The organism is Priestia abyssalis (assembly GCF_002019595.1).
Taxonomy (GTDB): Bacteria; Bacillota; Bacilli; order Bacillales; family Bacillaceae_H; genus Bacillus_BA; species Bacillus_BA abyssalis.
The window spans coordinates 4830935-4850654 of record NZ_KV917369.1 but is presented as its reverse complement, the minus strand read 5'-3'; the positions used below and the strand labels follow the sequence as shown (position 1 = coordinate 4850654).

Genomic DNA, 19720 nt, shown 5'->3' with positions numbered 1-19720 from the left:
AACGCATGCGGAAAATCATTGTCGGCTCACGCCGAAGCAAGCTAGCGCTGACTCAGACAAACTGGGTCATCGATCAATTAAAAAAACAGGGTCTTCCCTATGAGTTTGAAGTGAAAGAAATTGTAACAAAGGGCGACCAAATTTTAAATGTTACTCTTTCAAAGGTGGGAGGAAAAGGATTATTCGTCAAAGAAATCGAACAAGCGATGCTTGATAAAGAGATTGATATGGCTGTTCACAGTATGAAAGACATGCCGGCTGTTCTTCCGGAAGGGTTAACGATCGGCTGCATCCCTCCGCGTGAGGACCACCGTGATGTACTGATTTCAAAAAACGGTGAGAAATTCGCAGACCTTCCAAGCGGTGCGGTAATTGGTACAAGCAGCTTACGCCGGAGCGCCCAGTTGTTGGCGAAACGCCCGGACTTAACGATTAAGTGGATTCGAGGCAATATTGATACCCGTCTTGAGAAGTTGAAAAATGAAGACTATGATGCCATTATTTTAGCGGCAGCTGGTCTGGCCCGAATGGGGTGGTCAAGGGACATCGTAACGGAATATTTGGACCCGGAATTAAGTGTTCCGGCAGTAGGCCAAGGAGCTTTATCCATCGAATGCCGTGTGGATGACCATGACTTGCTTCAATTGTTAAATCACTTGAATGATGACACCACGAACAAAGCGGTACAAGCCGAGAGAGCTTTTCTTCATAAAATGGAGGGCGGATGCCAAGTTCCGATTGCAGGATATGCCCATATGTTGAATGAAAACGACGTGCAGCTGACCGTGCTGGTAGGATCTCCGGACGGCTCGATTATTTATAAAGAACAATTGACGGGAACGGATCCAATGGAGCTTGGGCATGAAGCTGCAAAGCGTTTAACAGAACGTGGTGCTAAACAATTAATTGAGCGTGTAAAAGAGGAGCTTGACAAGGGATGAGTGGCAACGCTCCTCTTTTTTTAAAGAAAATTTTAGTCACACGAGGTGCAGCACAATCTTCGTCGTTTTCGAAATTGATAGAAGCACGGGGGGGCACTGCGATTGAAAGTTCTTTGCTGTCTTTTAAGCTGATTGACGAAAAAGAGCAGTTGAAAGCGCTGCATAATTTACATTCCTTTCAGTGGCTTATCTTTACAAGCCAAAACGGCATTTCATTTTTTTTGGAGCTGCTTGAAAAGTGTCATATAAACCGAGAAATCTTGAACAAACTAAATATAGCAGTTGTCGGTAAAAAAACGGAGTTAGAGCTGAAGAAATATGGTCTCGAGGCAAAGGTCGTTCCGAAGGAATATGTAGCGGAAAACTTGCTCGATTCCCTTTTGCCATGCCTTCATCCAGGAGATAAAACGTTGATTGTACGGGGGAATTTGGCTCGTACGGTCATTAAAGAAGGACTCATGGACCAGGGATATGAGGCAGAAGAGCTGACCGTATATAAAACAGTCCCTAATCATCATGCCAAACAGTCGCTAAGGGAGCTTTTAATAGGTGGCGAGCTTGACGCTATTACGTTTACAAGCTCTTCAACCGTCGTCTTCTTTATGGAGATGATTGAGGATTTACCGCGGCAGTCTTTATTGAAAGATTGCCTAATTGTGTGTATTGGGCCAATAACAGCGGAAACGGTCAAGTCTTTTGGAATTACTGAGTATCTTGTTCCCTCTGAATATACGATAAATGGTATGATAAATGTATTGGTTCACCATTTTTCTGATTCACAGGAAGCTAAGGAGGAAAATGAATGAAAGACTTAAAATTCACACGTCATCGCCGCTTGCGTCATTCTGCAAACATGCGTGCGCTTGTACGTGAAACATACTTACATAAGGAAGATTTGATTTACCCGATTTTTGTCGTTGAGGGCGAAAATAAACGAAACCCAGTTCAGTCTATGCCTGGAGTCGATCAAATTTCATTGGATTTAGTCGAAGAAGAAATGAAAGAATTGGTGGAATTAGGGATTAAATCTGTTATTGTGTTCGGAATTCCGGCTGAAAAGGATGAAGTTGGTTCTGGAGCATACCATGATCATGGAATTGTACAAGAAGCCACGCGTAAAATTAAAGAAAGCTATCCGGAGCTCATCGTTATTGCGGATACATGCCTATGTGAATATACAAGTCACGGCCATTGCGGCGTGATTCAAGGAGAAAGCGTGTTGAATGATCCTTCTCTGGAGTTGCTCGCAAGAACGGCTGTCAGTCAGGCGAAAGCAGGAGCTGATATTATTGCACCGTCAAATATGATGGATGGCTTCGTGGCAGCGATTCGTCACGGTTTGGATGAAGCTGGATTTGAACATATTCCAATCATGTCTTATGCAGTCAAATATGCGTCAGCATTTTATGGACCTTTCCGTGATGCAGCCGAATCTGCGCCGCAATTCGGAGATCGCAAAACGTACCAAATGGACCCGGCAAACCGCTTGGAAGCACTTCGAGAAGCGGAATCAGATGTAGCGGAGGGAGCGGATTTCCTTATTGTAAAGCCAGCCATGTCTTATATGGATATTATGCGTGATGTGAAAAACCACTTTAATCTTCCTCTAGTAGCTTATAATGTGAGCGGGGAATATGCCATGGTCAAGGCGGCAGCAGCAAATGGCTGGATTGATGAAAAAGGAATCGTTTTAGAGTTGTTAACAGGCATGAAACGTGCGGGAGTTGACTTAATCATCACGTACCATGCGAAAGATGTAGCTCGTTGGTTATCAGAACAACAATAATAACATAAAAGGGGTATTGTGATGCGAAGCTATGAAAAATCAAAAGCAGCTTTTCTTGAAGCAAAACAATTAATGCCTGGCGGGGTAAACAGTCCTGTGCGTGCGTTTAAATCGGTGAAAATGGATCCGATTTTTATGGCCCGCGGCAAAGGCTCCAAAATATATGATATTGATGGAAATGAGTATATCGATTACGTTCTGTCATGGGGGCCGCTTATTCATGGTCATACAAATGAACGTGTAGTAGAGGCCATCAAAAAGGTAACGGAATTAGGGACAAGCTTTGGAGCGCCGACCATCAGTGAAAATGAATTGGCGAAACTGGTCATTGACCGGGTGCCTTCCATTGAAATTGTACGTATGGTAAGCTCCGGTACAGAAGCCACAATGAGCGCTTTGCGTCTTGCCAGAGGATATACAGGCCGTAATAAAATTTTAAAATTTGAAGGTTGTTATCATGGACATGGTGACTCTTTGCTTATTAAGGCGGGTTCAGGTGTAGCGACTCTTGGTTTACCGGATAGTCCAGGTGTGCCGGAAGGTGTAGCTCAAAATACGATTACGGTGCCTTATAATGACTTGGAAAGTGTTAAATTGGCATTTGAACAGTTTGGTGAGGACATTGCCGGTGTCATTGTGGAGCCGGTCGCTGGGAATATGGGTGTTGTACCGCCGCAGCCTGGTTTTCTGGAAGGGTTGCGCGACATTACGGAGCGATATGGCACGGTATTGATTTTTGACGAAGTAATGACCGGTTTCCGTGTAGACTATCAATGTGCACAAGGCTACTTTGGGGTAACACCTGATTTAACATGCCTTGGAAAAGTAATTGGGGGAGGCCTTCCTGTCGGAGCATACGGCGGTAAAGCAGAGATTATGGAGCGCATTGCACCGAGCGGACCAATTTATCAAGCCGGAACGTTATCGGGAAATCCGCTGGCGATGACAGCAGGTTATGAAACGCTCGTTCAATTAACGCCAGGTTCTTACCAGGAATTCGGCCGTAAAGCAGATCGCCTGGAAGAAGGATTGCAAGCAGCCGCTTCTAAATATGAGATCCCTCATACCGTGAATCGAGCAGGCTCCATGATTGGTTTCTTCTTTACAAATGAAGAAGTCATCAATTATGAAAAAGCTAAAACGTCGAATTTGGATTATTTTGCAACCTATTATCGTGAAATGGCAAATAACGGTGTATTCTTGCCGCCTTCTCAGTTCGAAGGATTATTCCTTTCAACGGCGCACAGTGACGAAGACATTGAAAAAACCATTGAAGCAGCGGAAAAAGCTTTCGCTGTTATTAGAGGGTAAATGGTATCCATCTAGAAACTCTGACATGGCCAAAAACACCATGTCAGAGTTTCTAGACCTAAGCAGATGGCGCCCCCCTTTCGGGGCTGGCACCATCTGCTTTAGGTGAACCTTTGGGAGTTTATTCGAGATGGACAAGCGGAAGAGCGCAGAGCAAATAGGGATGCGTAACACATAAGATTTATATAGTAGGAGAGGAGTTTCTATGTTTTTTGTTCAAGGGCAAAAAACATAGAAGCTTTTTTGTATGTGGTTCGTTGTCCTTAAGTTTTAATTCATGTTAATTTTCTCACACAAGCTTTATATTTTTTACTGTCCATGATTTTTCTGTTCTCCCATCTAGAATAGGCTTAAAAAGGTTCTCGTATAAGCGGCTGACATGAACCCGTAAGGGAGCGTGCCAGCCGCTTATGCGTAAATGATTGGACATGGACGCTTTGCGTCCATGTCCAATCATTTATGTGGATGAAAATTATATACATAATTGCGCGGGAAGGCTCATACGTTGTAATGACATCGACAATTGGCAGATGTTTTGAAAGGAGGAGTAGGAGTTGACACAGGACAATCTATCATGCTTACGTTTTTCAATTGAAGAATCCATATGGTTCCAAAGGGGACAGGAAGTGAGCGAGTTATTATCCATTTCATTAGATCCAAATATCTCCATCCAAGAAGATGACCAATATGTGTCCATCCGTGGGGCTTTAATATTAACAGGGGAATATAAAAATGTTCAAAGCGATACTGAAGAGCAATCTTTACGTGAATATACGAATGGCAAACAAGTACATGAGGTGATGCTTCGCGAAGATGGAATGTCGGAGTTCCAACATCAGTTTCCGCTCGATATCACGATACCGAAAAACCGCATTCAAAATCTAGAAGACGTATATGTGTCTATTGATATGTTTGACTATGATTTTCCGTCTGAAAACAATTTGAGTTTAACCGCAGACCTTTCCATTACAGGTTTGTACGGAGAACAGCAAAGTGTAGCCAGATTAGAAGATGAAGAGCAAGAGGAAATAACGGAAGCACAACAGGAAGAGACCGAACAAACCATATTTTTAGAGCAGCAGGAAGAAGAAGCAGATGAATTTGAATTTGAGCCGTTATACCGGAATGGTAATGAATTGGAGGAAGAGCAACAGGAAGACGAACAGGCTGTAATTGAATTTGAACCGTTGTCTCAGCAACTTGAGGAATATAATGAAGAGCAGCAAGAGGTACAGGGAATAGAACGTCTATCTGCAGGTGATGCAGCGCCTGATTCTTACTTTGCTGATTCCAGTCCATCCCATGGAAAGGAGTTGTATGAACCGTTTGAAGTAGAAGTGAAAAAAGACCAGCCCCATGAAGCGGAAGCTGCCGTACCTTCTTTTGAGCTGAGACCCAAAAATATGATTCCTTTATGGGCGGAAGAGGAGAATGAGGAAGCAGAGACAAGGGAAAAGGCTTATCAGCAATATGCCGAAGTTCCAAAGGCTGAGCAAGTAGAGCAAGAAGAAGGCCAGGAGAAAGCGGTGCGTAAAGAAAATGCTCTTTATTTAACACAGCTTTTTTCAAAAAATGAAGAAGAGGACTTTTCGCGCTTAAAAATGTGCATTGTTCAAAATGGAGATTCACTCGAGCAAATTGCCGAGCGCTATGATACAAATGTACAAAATTTGCTTCGAGTGAATAATATTGAAGATGAACATGATCTTTCCGAGGGAACAATTTTAAATATTCCAGTAGGATCAATATTTAAATCCACTTAAATAATTTAACATGAGCAAAGAGCACCCATGCTAGCTTACTTAAGCATAAGCGGCTGTCAAGCTCCCTTGCGGGTTCTTGCCAGCTGCTTATACGAGAACCTTTGTGAGACTATTCTAAGATGCGAGAACAGAATAAAAAGCGATAGTGATGTTAGAAAATTAACGTGAAGTTATATATTGCGCAGCTGTGTTACTGTTCGATCTTTTCTTAGACTTTGATAAAATGAGGGAAAGCGAGTGAGTTACGAGACGATTGTTGATTATCAAGAGTTGCTGAATCCGTATCGGTTAAAGGTGGACTTTGTAGAAGATTATGGAAAGATAAAAAAAGTATATACAGATAAAGGTACATTTGCTTTAAAAAAGCTGGCTTCTTCTTCCAGGCAAGGAACGGATTTTATTCAAGCCATGAGTGCGCTCTCTCAAAAAGGGTTTATGAAAATGGTTCGCCCGTATCACACGCATGACGGTCAGTATATCGTATATGAAGGTACTAACGCTTACTATATGATGCCGTGGCTCCCAAATGAGCCGAAAGAAGAACGGGACATTCGCTATCACAAATTGTTTCAAGAACTGGCCCAGCTTCATTCGATTACGTCACACGATATAAAACTGAAGGAAGAAGAAGTAAAGAGCCATTATGATTTATTGAAGAAACAATGGGAAGACCGAAAAGAAGATTTAGAAAAATATGTGGCTGAATGTGAACAAAAAGTTTACATGGCCCCGTTTGAATTATACTTTTGTATGTTTTACCATGAATGCTCGCAAGCATTGGAGTTTGCCCGCAATAAGCTTGATGAATGGTATGAAATCATGAAGGAAAAAGAAAATGCCAGACTCGTCACAATCCATGGAAAGTTGTCTTCTAAACACTTCGTGTATGACGAGAATGGAAATGGGTACTTTATTAATTTTGAACAAGCAAAGGAAGCCTCTCCTATTTATGATATCATGTCCTTTTATTTCCGGGCATTTAAAACATATCCCATCCAAAGTTATGAAAATTATGAATGGTTTACGACTTATCAGCAGCGTTTTCCCTTAAAAGAAGAGGAGCTGCTTTTGTTCTACAGCTATTTAGCGTTTCCGGAATCGATTGTCAGGGCGGTTGACCGATACCGGAACGAACGGAAATCCCAAACAGAGATGAAGCATGTTCAGGCATTAGTAGCAGCCTATTGGCATATGAAAAATATTGAACAGCTGCTGACAAGAATCATGCAGGCAGAACAACAAAAAAAAGCTGCTGCCGAACAGGCCGCACAAGCGCAAGCCAATACGTAACTTTTGTTATGTATATGGCTTGCTTTTTGTTTTTAATCGTCGTCTTTTCAGGGGATTTTTTCATTAGGAGAGAACCGTCTGCCCGCACCTGATAGCGAAAATTTTTTCCTTCTTTCACACCCATTCCAAATAGACGGCGGCAGCCAAAATGATAAGTAATGTTAAAAGCAGCACATCAAAGGTGGTCGGGAAAAAAACGGTCCGAACCGCTTGGAAGATAGTTAATGGAATGATGAACTGAGCACAAACGGCACTGGCATTACGCGTCCACTTTTGAAATTTGTACGAGTTAAACCGTTTTTTCATCGTATCTTGTCCTTTCTTCTGTAGAGTTTGCCTAGTGTATCGTATGAAGAGAGGGAGACTATGGTGAATTTTGTATCAATTTTTCCGAAATATGAATACGACACGAAAAAAATGGAGAAGATTATTGACGATTGATAGATTTTTCATATAGTATAGTTACGAGACTTTTTAATCCGTCGTTAACGGGCAGTAAGTCCCGCAGATGGAAGTTTCCTCTATATAAAAACGCCCTGATTGGGAAGAGTAGGGCAGTGTACGCCTTCAGAAAGAGAAGTCCTTGGCTGTGAGACTTCTTAGGATCGTCACGCTCGAATGTCGCCCATGAGCAGCTTTTTTGAACGTGATACTTTTTGAACAACCTTTACAAGTATCTTAGTAGAAAAAGACGGAACAGACCGTTATCTGTTTAAGTGCATAAGCCTATCCGTTTATACATAAGGCTTATGAAAAAAGGTGGTACCGCGAAACTCACTCCTTTCGTCCTTTTATGTGATGAAAGGAGTTTTTTATTTATTTGATGGAGGTAAGGAAAAATGGCAGAACAGGAAATCACCATGTCAACAAAATACGATCCGAAAGCCGTTGAAGCCAATCGTTACAAATACTGGCTTGACGGAAAGTTTTTTGAAGCAACGAATGATCAGGAAAAACAGCCTTATACAATCGTTATTCCGCCGCCAAACGTAACAGGTAAGCTCCATTTAGGGCACGCGTGGGATACGACGCTGCAAGATATCGTAACACGAATGAAGCGCATGCAAGGATTTGATGTGTTATGGCTTCCCGGTATGGATCATGCGGGAATCGCGACGCAAGCAAAAGTAGAAGAAAAACTTCGCCATGAAGGGATTTCACGCTACGATTTAGGGCGCGAAAAATTCGTCGAAGAAACATGGAAATGGAAAGAAGAATATGCGAGTCATATTCGTGCACAATGGGCAAAGCTTGGTCTTGGCCTTGATTATTCCCGTGAACGCTTTACGTTGGATGAAGGTCTGTCTAAAGCGGTACGTGAAGTATTCGTGACTCTTTATAAAAAAGGGTTGATTTACCGTGGTGAATACATCATTAACTGGGATCCTGCAACGAAAACAGCGTTATCAGACATCGAGGTTATTTATAAAGATGTACAAGGTGCGTTTTATCATATGCGCTACCCGTTAGCGGATGGTTCCGGCCATATTGAAATTGCGACAACCCGTCCGGAAACGATGCTTGGAGATACAGCAGTTGCTGTTCACCCGGAAGATGAGCGTTATAAACACTTAATTGGCAAAATGGTTGTTCTTCCGATTACAGGCCGTGAAATTCCAATCGTAGGCGATGACTATGTGGATATGGAATTCGGTTCAGGAGCGGTTAAAATTACACCGGCGCATGATCCGAACGACTTTGAAATCGGAAACCGCCATAATTTAGAGCGTATTCTTGTCATGAATCCGGATGGCACGATGAATGACAAAGCCGGCAAATATGAAGGAATGGATCGTTTCGAATGCCGTAAGCAAATCGTCAAAGATCTTCAAGAAGAAGGCGTGTTGTTTAAAATCGAAGACCATATGCACTCTGTCGGCCACAGCGAACGCAGTGGTGCGGTTGTAGAACCATACCTTTCTACGCAATGGTTCGTGAAAATGCAGCCATTAGCGGATGCGTCCATTGAATTGCAAAATTTGGCTGACGAAAAAGTGAACTTCGTACCGGATCGTTTCGAGAAAACATACTTACACTGGATGGAAAATATTCGCGACTGGTGTATTTCTCGTCAATTATGGTGGGGGCACCGCATTCCGGCCTGGTACCATAAGGAAACAGGCGAGGTTCATGTCGATCATGAGCCGCCGGCAGATATCGAGAATTGGGAACAGGATAATGACGTATTGGATACGTGGTTCAGTTCTGCATTATGGCCGTTCTCGACAATGGGCTGGCCTGATACCGAGTCAATCGATTATCAGCGTTTTTATCCGACTGATGTACTGGTGACAGGTTATGACATCATTTTCTTCTGGGTATCACGCATGATTTTCCAAGGTCTTGAGTTTACTGGCAAACGTCCATTTAAAGATGTGTTAATTCACGGCCTGGTACGTGATGCACAAGGACGCAAAATGAGTAAGTCTCTTGGCAACGGTGTTGATCCGATGGAAGTCATCGATCAGTACGGTGCGGACTCATTACGTTATTTCTTGTCAACAGGCTCTTCACCTGGTCAAGATTTGCGCTACAGCACGGAAAAAGTAGAGGCAACGTGGAATTTTGCGAACAAAATTTGGAACGCTTCTCGCTTTGCATTAATGAACATGGCTGGCTTGACATATGAAGAAATTGATTTAAGCGGTGAAAAATCTGTTGCAGATAAATGGATTTTGACTCGTTTGAATGAAACAATCGAAACGGTCACGAAGCTTGCTGAGAAGTATGAGTTCGGTGAAGTAGGCCGCGTTCTTTATAACTTCATCTGGGATGATTTCTGTGATTGGTACATTGAAATGGCGAAATTGCCGCTTTACGGAGAAGATGAAGCAGCAAAGAAAACGACTCGCTCCATCCTGGCTTACGTATTAGACAACACAATGCGCCTTCTACACCCATTTATGCCGTTTATTACCGAGGAAATTTGGCAGAACTTGCCGCATGAAGGCGAATCGATTACAACAGCGAAATGGCCGGAAGTGCGTACAGACTTAATGGATACGGAAGCGGCTGAGGAAATGCGCTTATTGGTAGATATCATTCGCGCTGTGCGTAATATCCGTGCGGAAGTGAATACGCCGATGAGCAAGCAAGTGAAGCTTCACATTAAGGCGAAAGATGCCAACATTCAAGGACAGCTTGAAAAGAACCGCGCTTACTTAGAGCGTTTCTGTAATCCAAGCGAGCTTGTCATCGCAATGGAAGTAGAAGCAGCAGATAAAGCAATGAGTGCCGTTGTAACAGGTGCGGAGCTTATTTTGCCGCTTGAGGGCTTAATTAACGTTGAGGAAGAAATTAAGCGTCTTGAAAAAGAATTAGACAAGTGGAACAAAGAAGTCGAGCGCGTACAAAAGAAATTAAGCAACCAAGGCTTTATTGCGAAAGCACCGGCAAATGTAATTGAAGAAGAGCGCAAGAAAGAAGCAGACTACGTTGAAAAACGTACGTCCGTTGAAGCTCGTATTGCTGAGTTAAAAGGTTAATAAGAAAAGCGCAAGGCGCCTCTATCGGCTTATGACCTCGAGCCGATGGCGCCTGGAGCTAGACACCATCAAGAAAGACACTGTCTGTACGGCAGTGTCTTTTTTCTATATAATTAGTCTCTAGTGAAGATGAAAAATCAAAGTATAGAAATATAGATAGAAGGGTGAAGGGCAGAATGATGGAGACTTATATGGAAGCGTTAGAATGGATTCATAATCGGCTTCGTTTTGGAATCAAACCTGGGTTGGAGAGGATGGCATGGATGCTCGAGCAATTGGGGAATCCGCATCATCATATGAAAGCCATTCATGTGGCAGGGACAAATGGGAAAGGCTCAACCGTCTGTTATTTGCGTAACATTTTACAGCAATCGGGTTATCAAGTAGGCACCTTCACATCACCATATATTGAAACTTTTAATGAGCGAATTAGTGTGGATGGACAGCCAATTTCAGATGAAGACATGATTCATCTTGTGAACGCGGTTCGACCTGTTGTCGAACAATTGGAGACAACAGAGTTAGGGGAAGCGACGGAGTTTGAAGTGATCACCATCATGGCGTTTTATTATTTCGGAAAACTAAACAAGCAAGACTTTGTCATTTTTGAAACGGGCTTAGGCGGCCGCCTTGATTCAACGAATGTTTTAGAACCAATCTTAACCATCATTACAAACATTGGATTTGACCATACGCATATTTTAGGTGAAACGGTGGAAGAGATTACGAAAGAAAAAGCGGGAATCATTAAGCAAGGAGTACCGCTTATTTCGGCTGTCGACCAAAAGGAAGCACAGGAAATTATAGTGGAAACAGCAGCTGGGAAACAAGCTCCTTTGTATTTGTTAGGAAAAGATTTTCACAATGTTTCGTATGAAACATTACAGTCAGGCGAAAAGTTTTCTCTTGAAATGCCAACCGGTACATTAACGGATTTGCACATTACGATGATGGGTTATCATCAAGTGAAAAATGCGTCGCTTGCAGCGATGGCCGCTGTTTATTTACAGCAGCACGGTGAAGCGGTCATTGAGGAAGAACACATTCGTGAAGGGTTACGTGCAGCAAAATGGATCGGACGTTTTGAAAAAATGAGTGATAACCCGCTTGTGATCGTTGATGGAGCGCATAATCTTCAGGGAGTGGAAAGCCTTGTTTCGACGTTGAGGCTGCATTACGAGGATAAAAAGATTCATATTATATTTAGTTGTTTAAAAGACAAAGATGCGAAGGATATGATCGAGAAGCTTAAAGAAGTCGCTGCCTCACTGACATTTACGAGCTTTGATTTTCCTAGGGCTTATGGGGCGGAAGAACTATATGAAATTGTTCAAGAAGAAAATGTCTTGTTTGAAGAGGATTGGCAGCTTGCGTTAGCGCAAGGGAAAGAGAGGCTGAGAAAAGAGAAAGACATGTTGATTGTGACGGGATCATTGTATTTTATTTCGGAGGTAAGGAAGGAACTACTATAAAAAGGGCCGGAGTCTCAAGAAGCATTGAGATTCCGGCCCTTTTATTCATAAGAACGGATCATCATTGATAAATAGGATCATCAAGGGAAATATCCCAGTTATCCTCCAGGTTATCATCAGAAAAGTCCAGGTGAGGAAGACAAGCTTTATAAACTTTTTCTGGATCTGTTTCGATGTTAACCCGACTCGCTGGATTTACTGAAAGTGCATAGAGGAAACGGTTATGTGGATTCCCGTGGATACTATCTACAAAAAGGCTTCCATATACACAAACGATTGCTCCGGATGAGAATTTAATTGTATTAACATCAGCATTTCCCAGAATATGAATGGTCTGATTATTATTCATGTGTATATCATCTGTCCAATCACTATTGCCTGGATTTATATAACAATCTGTTGAAGTTATAAGTTGGCCATTCTTTTTAAAGGTGCAACTAGTTACATGGGGTGGAAGCATGTCAGAAGATATTTCATCAGGAAAGACAGGATTAGTTTCTGGATTTTTAGAAATAACGATTTTTCCAGTTATGGAATATTTCTTTTTAGGACTATTGCATTCTTTGATGCATCCAGTACTTGTATAAGCGATAATTGCTTGATTTTCACCTTGTTGATTAACGCTGTCAATCCCAATTTTGAAATGGAACGATAGATCATCTCTCTTATCTACGAGATGGCTTTCTATTATGGTGCTAATTACATCTTTGCTTTCCTTTACTAAGTTGATAGGCGGCAGGTTCATTTCTGTTCCGAGTTCTCTTGCTTCTTCTCTTAATCGCTGCCGTTCCTCTTCTAAATCTTCCAAATGTACTTTTAATTTAGTGCGAAATTCTGTTTCAAAATAGGTAATACCCATTTCTGCTAAGTCTGTAACTTGGACATCTTCTTCTGTTATATTATTTTGTTTGGCTGTATTAAAAGCGGCGTTTGCTAATACAAGCCCGAATGTGGTTATTAAAACTATCATCAGCAGGACTGTGAGCAATGTGTAACCTTTTTCATTTTTCATCTACATCACCTTTATAAACGGCTTATGGTTGTTTGTATTTCGTATTCACTTCCGTTTTCATCATAAAACTTAAAATATAGACGCACCAGCTTTTGATTTTGAAGATTTGTGATGTGATAAGAGTTGTCAAATAAATCCTCCCTAGTAGATCCTCTAAAAGAGACATCAATCTTATAACCCTTGTCATTGAATAACTGTTCATTAATGTATAATTTTTTATTTTGATTGTCGTATCGGATATCTAGATTTTCTTCCCGTTTGTGACGATTAGAAAGTGTTTCAATTAATATATTGGCTTCTTGTCTTAAGTTAATATGTTCGGCCGTTTTATCATATGTTTTGACAGCGTTGTTTAGCACACCCCAGACTAAAATGGAAAGGGTGGTCCCGATAGCGAGGACTATTAAAAGCTCAAGCAATGTAACGCCGTAATTGTTTTTTAAAGCTTTCATTTTGTTGACCTTCCTTATGGAGATGAAGAGATATATCCATATGTTTCAGCAGAAACATCATTCCAATTTCTAGATTGTACCTTCACATGCACCTGAATGAGTGCTTCTTCCTGTTGTAGTGTTAAGGAAATATCAAATTTTTTTTGCAGTTCTTCTATATTATCAACTTTTGAGAAAAGATCATTTAAGGTTGTTTCGTCATTGATGGGATAGACATGTTCATTTTCTTGTAGTTCGTTCATAAGTTGTCTTACGATTTGAATCGCCTGTTGCTTTTCCACATTCCTTGAAGAAAACAACATAGACTGACTGAAAAATTGAAAGAAGGTTGTAAGGACAATTGTTAAAATAATAATGGATAATAAGACTTCAATTAAAGTAAAGCCTTTTTCATCTTGATCACTCATGCTATCCTCCATTTCCGTACTACCTTTATAACGAGATACTTCATAAAGAGAATAAATAAACCGGTTTTACCCTCCCTACCAATTATACTATTGGAAGTAATTAATCCTCTTGTTTTATTTTCCAAAGTACTGTGCAACAAAGAAGGACAAAAGGACTACTGCTCTTTTAAAAGTGTAAGCGAAACAAGAACTTCCACAAGAGTAATCCCGCGTTCATTCCCAAATTTTTTCTTTCCCATGCGCCCTCTCCCTTCTTTTAAATTAGAACAGATTATTATACAATAAGCTAGAAATGATATTGACAGATTTAGAGCTTTTTCGTCAATTTTTAGTTGTTTATTAGGATGTGATGTGAAATGATCACTTTTCTTTCAACTGGTGCCGGTATCGTTACGCTATTTCTTACGCTGTATTTTTTTCCCGCTTCTTATAGTAAAGCGGGGAAGCTTACCATTTTTGCAGCTGCGTGTTTATTTACTCTCGTCTTTATGGCAGCCAGTGGCTTTTTGCCTATGACCAACGTAGTAGGTATTTTGTTTCTATTAATTTTAGCAGTTTCGTACTTAATTAGTAAACGGGTGGAAATGGTAAAAGTTCATGAAGGGTGGGAAGAAGAGGGAGTGTTGGGTGATGAGGAAGAGAGAACCCCGCTTATCCACGATGATGTTTTAACCTCTATGAATGAAACACACCAGCTGGAAGAAGAAGTGTTACCGACAGCTTCACTGCTTCAACCGGGCCCAGTCCTTGTAGAAGAAGAAAATATGCAAGAAGTGGCTTTTACGGATGAGATGGCAGAGATACTGGATCATCGTGCGCATATATCTGAGGATGAGGCGGACATTGAAACGCTTCCACTGAAAGTGACAAAAGAAACAGATGATTTGCTGGAGCGGCCTGTGTTTGCGGAAGAAGAACATTCGCAGCAAATGTCCGGCTCAATGGATCAAGAAAATATGGATGAGTCATCATTAGTAAGTGAAGATTATATTGAAGAATTAGACTTTATTCAGCCATTAAATAATGAAACAGCAAACGACTTGACGGAAAAATCAGAAAAAGAAGAGCCGGAAGATGTTTCAACGAGCAGCATATCTATTCCTGAATTGCTGAATAGTGAGATTGAAGCCTTGTTTATGGAAGACTACAATCTAACGGAAGAGTCTGGCCATGATGAGGAAACGCGTGTGGAACAAAACGATTTCTCTGATGAAAAGAGCGAACACGGATCAGCTTTGGATGAAGAGCTTCTAGCCCTTTTTGAGCATGATGATGCACCAGCCGGCCTGTCTTCTGAACAAAACGAAGAAGAGGTAGTTATTCTTTCTTCCATGTTGAACGACAGCATTCAGGAAATACCAGAAGAGGATCAATTGACAGAGGGCCGTTTTTCTTCTGATAAAGAGATGCAGGAAGTGTCCGATCCAGTCGATGAACAAGAAAAGGAAGAGAGATTCTTTCACCCTGCATTGTCAGATGGCTCCATTCAGGACATATTAAATAAAGAAACGAATGGTGAAAGTTCAGAGGAAGTGTCTGTTTCAGAGATAGAAGCGGCAGACGAAGTTGAAGCAGAAATGGAGTCTTCACCTGTTCTTCGTCAACAATTATGGGACATCGTATTAGAGCAATTGCAATTATATAAACAAGTTGAGGCTCCAAAAGAGTATGAAGCCCTTCTCAAGGAATATCTCTCTGCAAGTCTGTCTGCCCATGAACATTATGTGCTCGCCACGATGCTTACTCGCCATTATGCCGAGCAGCATCAATACGGACAAGCCAGAGAACTGCTTGTACAATTACAGCAAACATATGCAGACCATCCAGTTTTATTAGAGGAATTAAATTATTTAGAGGTAATTATAAACAACTAGAAGTAGGTGTGATGAAACAATGAAAAAAAGTATTGAAGTAATAAAACTCCCGATCATCAGCATTGCTGCGGGAGACCAACTGGGTCAGGTGAACAGCCTGGTCATTAATCCAGAGAAATTTTCGGTTGATTTTTTAACGATTCAACAAGAAGATTGGCAAGTCAGCGTCAAAGCCATTCCGTTTAAAAAAGTTATTGGTGTAGGGGAATATGCTGTAACGGTTGAGAATGAGAGCGCCGTTATTGATTTAAACGAGATTCCGATTGCCAACCAGCTGTTAAATAAAAAAGTCGGCATCATCGGCTCAAAGGTCATGACTAGAAAAGGTGAGCTGTTAGGTGAAATTTTAGAATACTATTTGAACGATGATAATGGCGAACTGATGGGGCTGAGCATCAAATCGGGGCAGAAGGACGTTATTTTGCCGATCGGCAGTGTCATTACTCTTGGAAAAGAGATGGTCATCGTCAACGAGCATGCGAAAGAAGCCTTTTTGACAGAAGCTGAACAATTAATGGAAGCAGCTGGTCAAACAAAAGAAGAAGCAAGCAGCCCGGCTAAAGCGACAAGCGAGCCTGCAGCGAACAAAGAATCAGAAGAGCCACAATCTGTCAAAGAGAAGGAAGCAGAGCGCCAAAAAGAGCAAATCGAAGTTTTAAAGTCTAAGCAAGCCGAATTGTTGATGGGCAAAAAAGTGACGAAAAACATCTACAATAAGTAAGGAGATCTTCTCGTTCATGAAGGAAGCCTTTTGACGGAAGCGGATATCGTCAAAGCTCAGCAAGCAGGTCCAAGCGTTTTCGTCGAACTATCCATGAATGTGACGGACTAAAGTTAGGAGGCATTGAGTGTGAGAGATGGGAACTTTCTCCGCATTTTTCTTTTATTGACGCTCTGTACAGGTTATCTAGTTAGTTTCTCACATTTTGGTGTCTTTGCGTATGAAAAGTTTTTCGGTTCAAGTAGTCAATACTCTGATGGGACAACGCTTGGAACCATTCCGGCAGCAAGGATTTCTTCACAAGCCCTGCAAGAGCAGCTGGCAGCAGAGGTTGAATCTTGGCAAAAAACGCATTCTATTATGATTCACTATAAAGAAAAGATAGAAGTGCTGCCTATGGATATTTTTTCGTTCAATATCGAAGACAGTGTCCTCGGAATAGAAAGCGGGGAGAAAAACCCGATATCCGTCCAAGTCAATGAGGAGCTGTTCAACCAGTTTTTACGCTATTTTACAAGCCCCGAAGAAGTCAAAAAACTGGATAGTGATAAACTGAAAAAAGATTTGTATACACAAGCCGCCTTTTTGAATACAAGTAAACGGGATTATCGTCTGGAAGCCTATACAGATAGCAAGCATGCGAAACAAGAGGTCATTTCGCATGCCATTGTTTCCAGTGATACGGTCAGCAGTCAGGATATATCATCTTTGATTGAGAAAGTAAAAACAATCGAAATCGGACCGAATGCACAAATCTCTTTGCTTGAAATCGTGAAAAAAGCTAACTTGTCAAATCCTTCGAATGAGCTTTTAAGTTTATGGGGGTCGTCCATCTATCAAACTATTATTAATTCAAATTTTGATATTTTAGAGCGGCACATAAGCAGGCAGCTGCCGGAAGGAATCGAGCCCGGTTTTGAAGCGAAAATAGCGGAAGGAAAACAAGATTTGGTGTTTTTCAATCCGAACTTCACGTCCTATGTGTTGAAATTTGAACTTGTACATAACAGTTTAAAAACGACGCTGCAAGGGGAGCCACTATTTTACCGATATGAAGCGGTCGTAAAAGATATAGAGAAATATGAACCGAAAACAATTGTCCAATTCAATGCCGCTTTTCCTCCCAATGTCCGGAATATCGAGGAAATGGGGAGAGAAGGGATGGTGATAAAGGTCTACCGAGATATAATTGCAGATGGTGCAGATGTCAAATCGGTTTTGCTTGCCGAAGATTTCTATCCTCCCGTTCATATGATCGAGCAACGGGGGTTTGAAGTAGAGGAGGAAGAAAAAGAGACCGTTTCACAGGAGCCTTCTGATACAACGGACAAAGCAACGGAAAACGATGCCCCCTCTTCTAATGGTACTGAATCGAAAAACGGGGAAGCGAATGATTCTTCAGCCGATGAACAACAAAAGACATCACCTGATGTTGTCAGCGAGGATACAAAGAATGTGCCAGTTGAAAATGACAGCCGAGAAACAGAGCTGCTGGAGCAACCGCAAGCTAACAATGGAAAATGAGGGTTGGTTATGATCCAGGAAAGAAAAAGATTAGGAGATTTATTAGTTGATGCAGGCCTTATCACAGATGAGCAGTTAAAAGAGGCATTGGCCGAAAAAAGAACGGGGCAAAAGCTGGGCGATGCCTTGCTTGAAAGAGGCTACATTACCGAGCAGCAATTGATTGAAGTGCTGGAGCTTCAGCTTGGTATCCCTCATATAAGTCTATATCGGTACCCATTTGATCCGAAGCTGACGACGCTCATCTCAAAAGAGTTCGCCAAGCGCAATGTGTTGATTCCTTTGAAAAAGGATGGGAATCGGCTGCTTGTGGCAATGGCCGATCCGATGGACTTCTTTGCTATTGATGATTTGCGCTTATCCACAGGATTTCATATTGAACGAGCGATTGCCTCTAAGGATGACATCTTGCGTTCGATTACGAAGTACTATGATTTGGATGAAGACGTGGAAGAATTCGCTTCTTTTCAAAATAATGTAACAACCGAGGAAGAAGAAAAAGCGGCAAAAGATGATTCTCCGATTGTTCGCCTCGTTAATCAGCTGATTGCCAATGCTGTCCAGCAAAAAGCGAGCGATATTCATATCGATCCGCAGGAAACGAAAATTTTGATCCGATATCGAACGGATGGACTATTAAAAACAGAACGAATTTTGCCGAAACATTTACAAGGTATGCTAATAGCGCGCATTAAAATTTTAGGGAATTTGGATATTACGGAGCACCGCATTCCACAGGACGGACGAATAAAGCTCAATGTCGATTTTCATCCTGTGGATTTGCGCGTGTCGACACTACCGACCATTTATGGAGAAAAAATCGTTATGCGTGTCCTTGATTTAGGAAGTGCGTTAAACGATGTAAAGAAGCTTGGATTTAACCGATTGAATTTAGAGCGTTTTTTAAAATTAATCGAACAGCCAAATGGTATTGTATTAATTACGGGACCTACGGGTTCAGGGAAATCATCGACCTTATATGCTGCATTAAACCACTTAAATGATGAAAAGACAAACATTATCACGGTTGAAGACCCTGTCGAGTATCAGCTTGAAGGAATCAACCAAATTCAAGTGAACACCAATGTCGGGTTGACGTTTGCGTCCGGCCTTCGCTCGATTTTGCGGCAGGATCCGAATATCATCATGGTCGGTGAAATTCGTGATAAAGAAACGGCAGATGTCGCCATTCGGGCTTCCTTAACAGGACATCTCGTTTTCAGTACACTTCATACGAACGATGCCATTGGCACCGTTACCCGTCTAATCGATATGGGGGTAGAACCTTTCCTTGTCGCCACCTCCTTGACTGGAGTCGTTTCCCAAAGGCTCGTCCGGCGTGTGTGCCGTGATTGTCAGGACGTCCAGCAGGCATCTAAGAGTGAGAAGGAAATTTTCACGCGGCGCGGTATTCAACTGGAGACGGTTGTCCGCGGGCGGGGATGCGGAACATGCAACATGACAGGATATAGAGGACGGATTGCCATTCATGAGCTAATGGTCATGAATGACGAGATGAAAAAAGTCATTTTAAATAAGGAACCGATGAGCAAATTGCGCGAGCTTGCCGTCAAAAACAAAATGATTTTTTTACTGGACGATGGCTTGATTAAAGTAAAACAAGGATTAACAACGACAGAAGAAGTGCTGCGCGTTGTAACGGTTAGCTAGGGTGAGGGTTT

General features: G+C 41.7%; 16 protein-coding genes and 1 other annotated feature. Of the genes, 12 read left to right on the top strand and 4 right to left on the bottom strand.

Going from position 1 to position 19720, the window contains the following annotated elements; genetic code table 11:
• Positions 1 to 5: 5 nt before the first annotated feature.
• The 6 genes from hemC to ysxE all read left to right on the top strand — a co-directional run bounded on the left by hemC (position 6) and on the right by ysxE (position 7091).
• Positions 6 to 941 carry a hydroxymethylbilane synthase gene (gene hemC, locus BK575_RS23230; protein ID WP_078413944.1) on the top strand — a complete coding sequence of 312 codons (936 nt, stop codon included), beginning with the start codon at positions 6 to 8 and terminating at the stop codon, positions 939 to 941.
• Positions 938 to 1747, top strand: a complete 810-nt coding sequence (locus BK575_RS23225; RefSeq protein ID WP_078413943.1) for a uroporphyrinogen-III synthase — start codon at positions 938 to 940, stop codon at positions 1745 to 1747. The genes hemC and BK575_RS23225 overlap by 4 nt, the downstream gene beginning before the upstream one ends.
• Positions 1744 to 2727: a porphobilinogen synthase gene (hemB, locus tag BK575_RS23220; RefSeq protein ID WP_078413942.1), complete on the top strand. Its 984-nt coding sequence runs from the start codon at positions 1744 to 1746 to the stop codon at positions 2725 to 2727. Before BK575_RS23225 ends, hemB begins: the two co-directional genes overlap by 4 nt.
• 21 nt (positions 2728 to 2748) lie before the next feature.
• Entirely contained in the window at positions 2749 to 4038 is a 1290-nt protein-coding gene (hemL, locus tag BK575_RS23215) for a glutamate-1-semialdehyde 2,1-aminomutase (protein WP_078413941.1), read from the top strand.
• A 554-nt stretch (positions 4039 to 4592) separates the two neighbouring features.
• A complete protein-coding gene (spoVID, locus tag BK575_RS23210; protein WP_078413940.1) occupies positions 4593 to 5801 on the top strand; it encodes a stage VI sporulation protein D in 1209 nt (402 codons plus the stop codon).
• A gap of 237 nt (positions 5802 to 6038) precedes the next feature.
• Positions 6039 to 7091: a spore coat protein YsxE gene (gene ysxE, locus BK575_RS23205; RefSeq protein WP_078413939.1), complete on the top strand. Its 1053-nt coding sequence runs from the start codon at positions 6039 to 6041 to the stop codon at positions 7089 to 7091.
• A gap of 114 nt (positions 7092 to 7205) precedes the next feature.
• Here the strand turns inward: ysxE and BK575_RS23200 are convergent, their stop codons facing one another.
• A complete protein-coding gene (locus tag BK575_RS23200) occupies positions 7206 to 7397 on the bottom strand; it encodes a hypothetical protein (protein WP_028395066.1) in 192 nt (63 codons plus the stop codon).
• A gap of 221 nt (positions 7398 to 7618) precedes the next feature.
• Positions 7619 to 7885: a binding site (T-box leader), on the top strand.
• Positions 7886 to 7930: 45 nt separating this feature from the next.
• Here BK575_RS23200 and BK575_RS23195 point away from each other — a divergent pair.
• Both BK575_RS23195 and BK575_RS23190 read left to right on the top strand, forming a co-directional pair.
• Positions 7931 to 10576: a valine--tRNA ligase gene (locus tag BK575_RS23195; protein ID WP_078413938.1), complete on the top strand. Its 2646-nt coding sequence runs from the start codon at positions 7931 to 7933 to the stop codon at positions 10574 to 10576.
• 176 nt (positions 10577 to 10752) lie between these two features.
• A complete protein-coding gene (locus BK575_RS23190) occupies positions 10753 to 12048 on the top strand; it encodes a bifunctional folylpolyglutamate synthase/dihydrofolate synthase (RefSeq protein WP_078413937.1) in 1296 nt (431 codons plus the stop codon).
• A 61-nt stretch (positions 12049 to 12109) separates the two neighbouring features.
• Here the strand turns inward: BK575_RS23190 and BK575_RS23185 are convergent, their stop codons facing one another.
• Genes BK575_RS23185 through BK575_RS23175 form a run of 3 tightly spaced genes read right to left on the bottom strand, consistent with a single transcriptional unit; the run spans position 12110 to position 13919 of the window.
• Positions 12110 to 13060: a hypothetical protein gene (locus BK575_RS23185; RefSeq protein WP_078413936.1), complete on the bottom strand. Its 951-nt coding sequence runs from the start codon at positions 13058 to 13060 to the stop codon at positions 12110 to 12112.
• 11 nt (positions 13061 to 13071) lie between these two features.
• Complete coding sequence (locus tag BK575_RS23180) at positions 13072 to 13512, bottom strand: PulJ/GspJ family protein (protein WP_078413935.1); 441 nt, start codon at positions 13510 to 13512, stop codon at positions 13072 to 13074.
• Between the two features lie 14 nt (positions 13513 to 13526).
• The gene (locus BK575_RS23175) at positions 13527 to 13919 is read right to left on the bottom strand and encodes a type IV pilus modification PilV family protein (RefSeq protein WP_169907960.1); all 393 of its coding nucleotides are present in this window, start codon (positions 13917 to 13919) and stop codon (positions 13527 to 13529) included.
• A gap of 356 nt (positions 13920 to 14275) precedes the next feature.
• On the opposite strand from BK575_RS23175, the gene BK575_RS23170 reads away from it, so the two are divergent.
• The 4 genes from BK575_RS23170 (at position 14276) to BK575_RS23155 (ending at position 19709) form a co-directional block, all read left to right on the top strand.
• Positions 14276 to 15793, top strand: a complete 1518-nt coding sequence (locus tag BK575_RS23170; protein ID WP_078413933.1) for a hypothetical protein — start codon at positions 14276 to 14278, stop codon at positions 15791 to 15793.
• A 19-nt stretch (positions 15794 to 15812) separates the two neighbouring features.
• Positions 15813 to 16514, top strand: a complete 702-nt coding sequence (locus BK575_RS23165) for a PRC-barrel domain-containing protein (RefSeq protein WP_328589533.1) — start codon at positions 15813 to 15815, stop codon at positions 16512 to 16514.
• A gap of 129 nt (positions 16515 to 16643) precedes the next feature.
• On the top strand, positions 16644 to 18038 hold the full coding sequence (locus tag BK575_RS23160) for a VanW family protein (RefSeq protein ID WP_078413932.1): 1395 nt from the start codon (positions 16644 to 16646) through the stop codon (positions 18036 to 18038).
• A 9-nt stretch (positions 18039 to 18047) separates the two neighbouring features.
• Complete coding sequence (locus BK575_RS23155; protein ID WP_078413931.1) at positions 18048 to 19709, top strand: GspE/PulE family protein; 1662 nt, start codon at positions 18048 to 18050, stop codon at positions 19707 to 19709.
• The last annotated feature ends 11 nt before the right edge of the window (positions 19710 to 19720 follow it).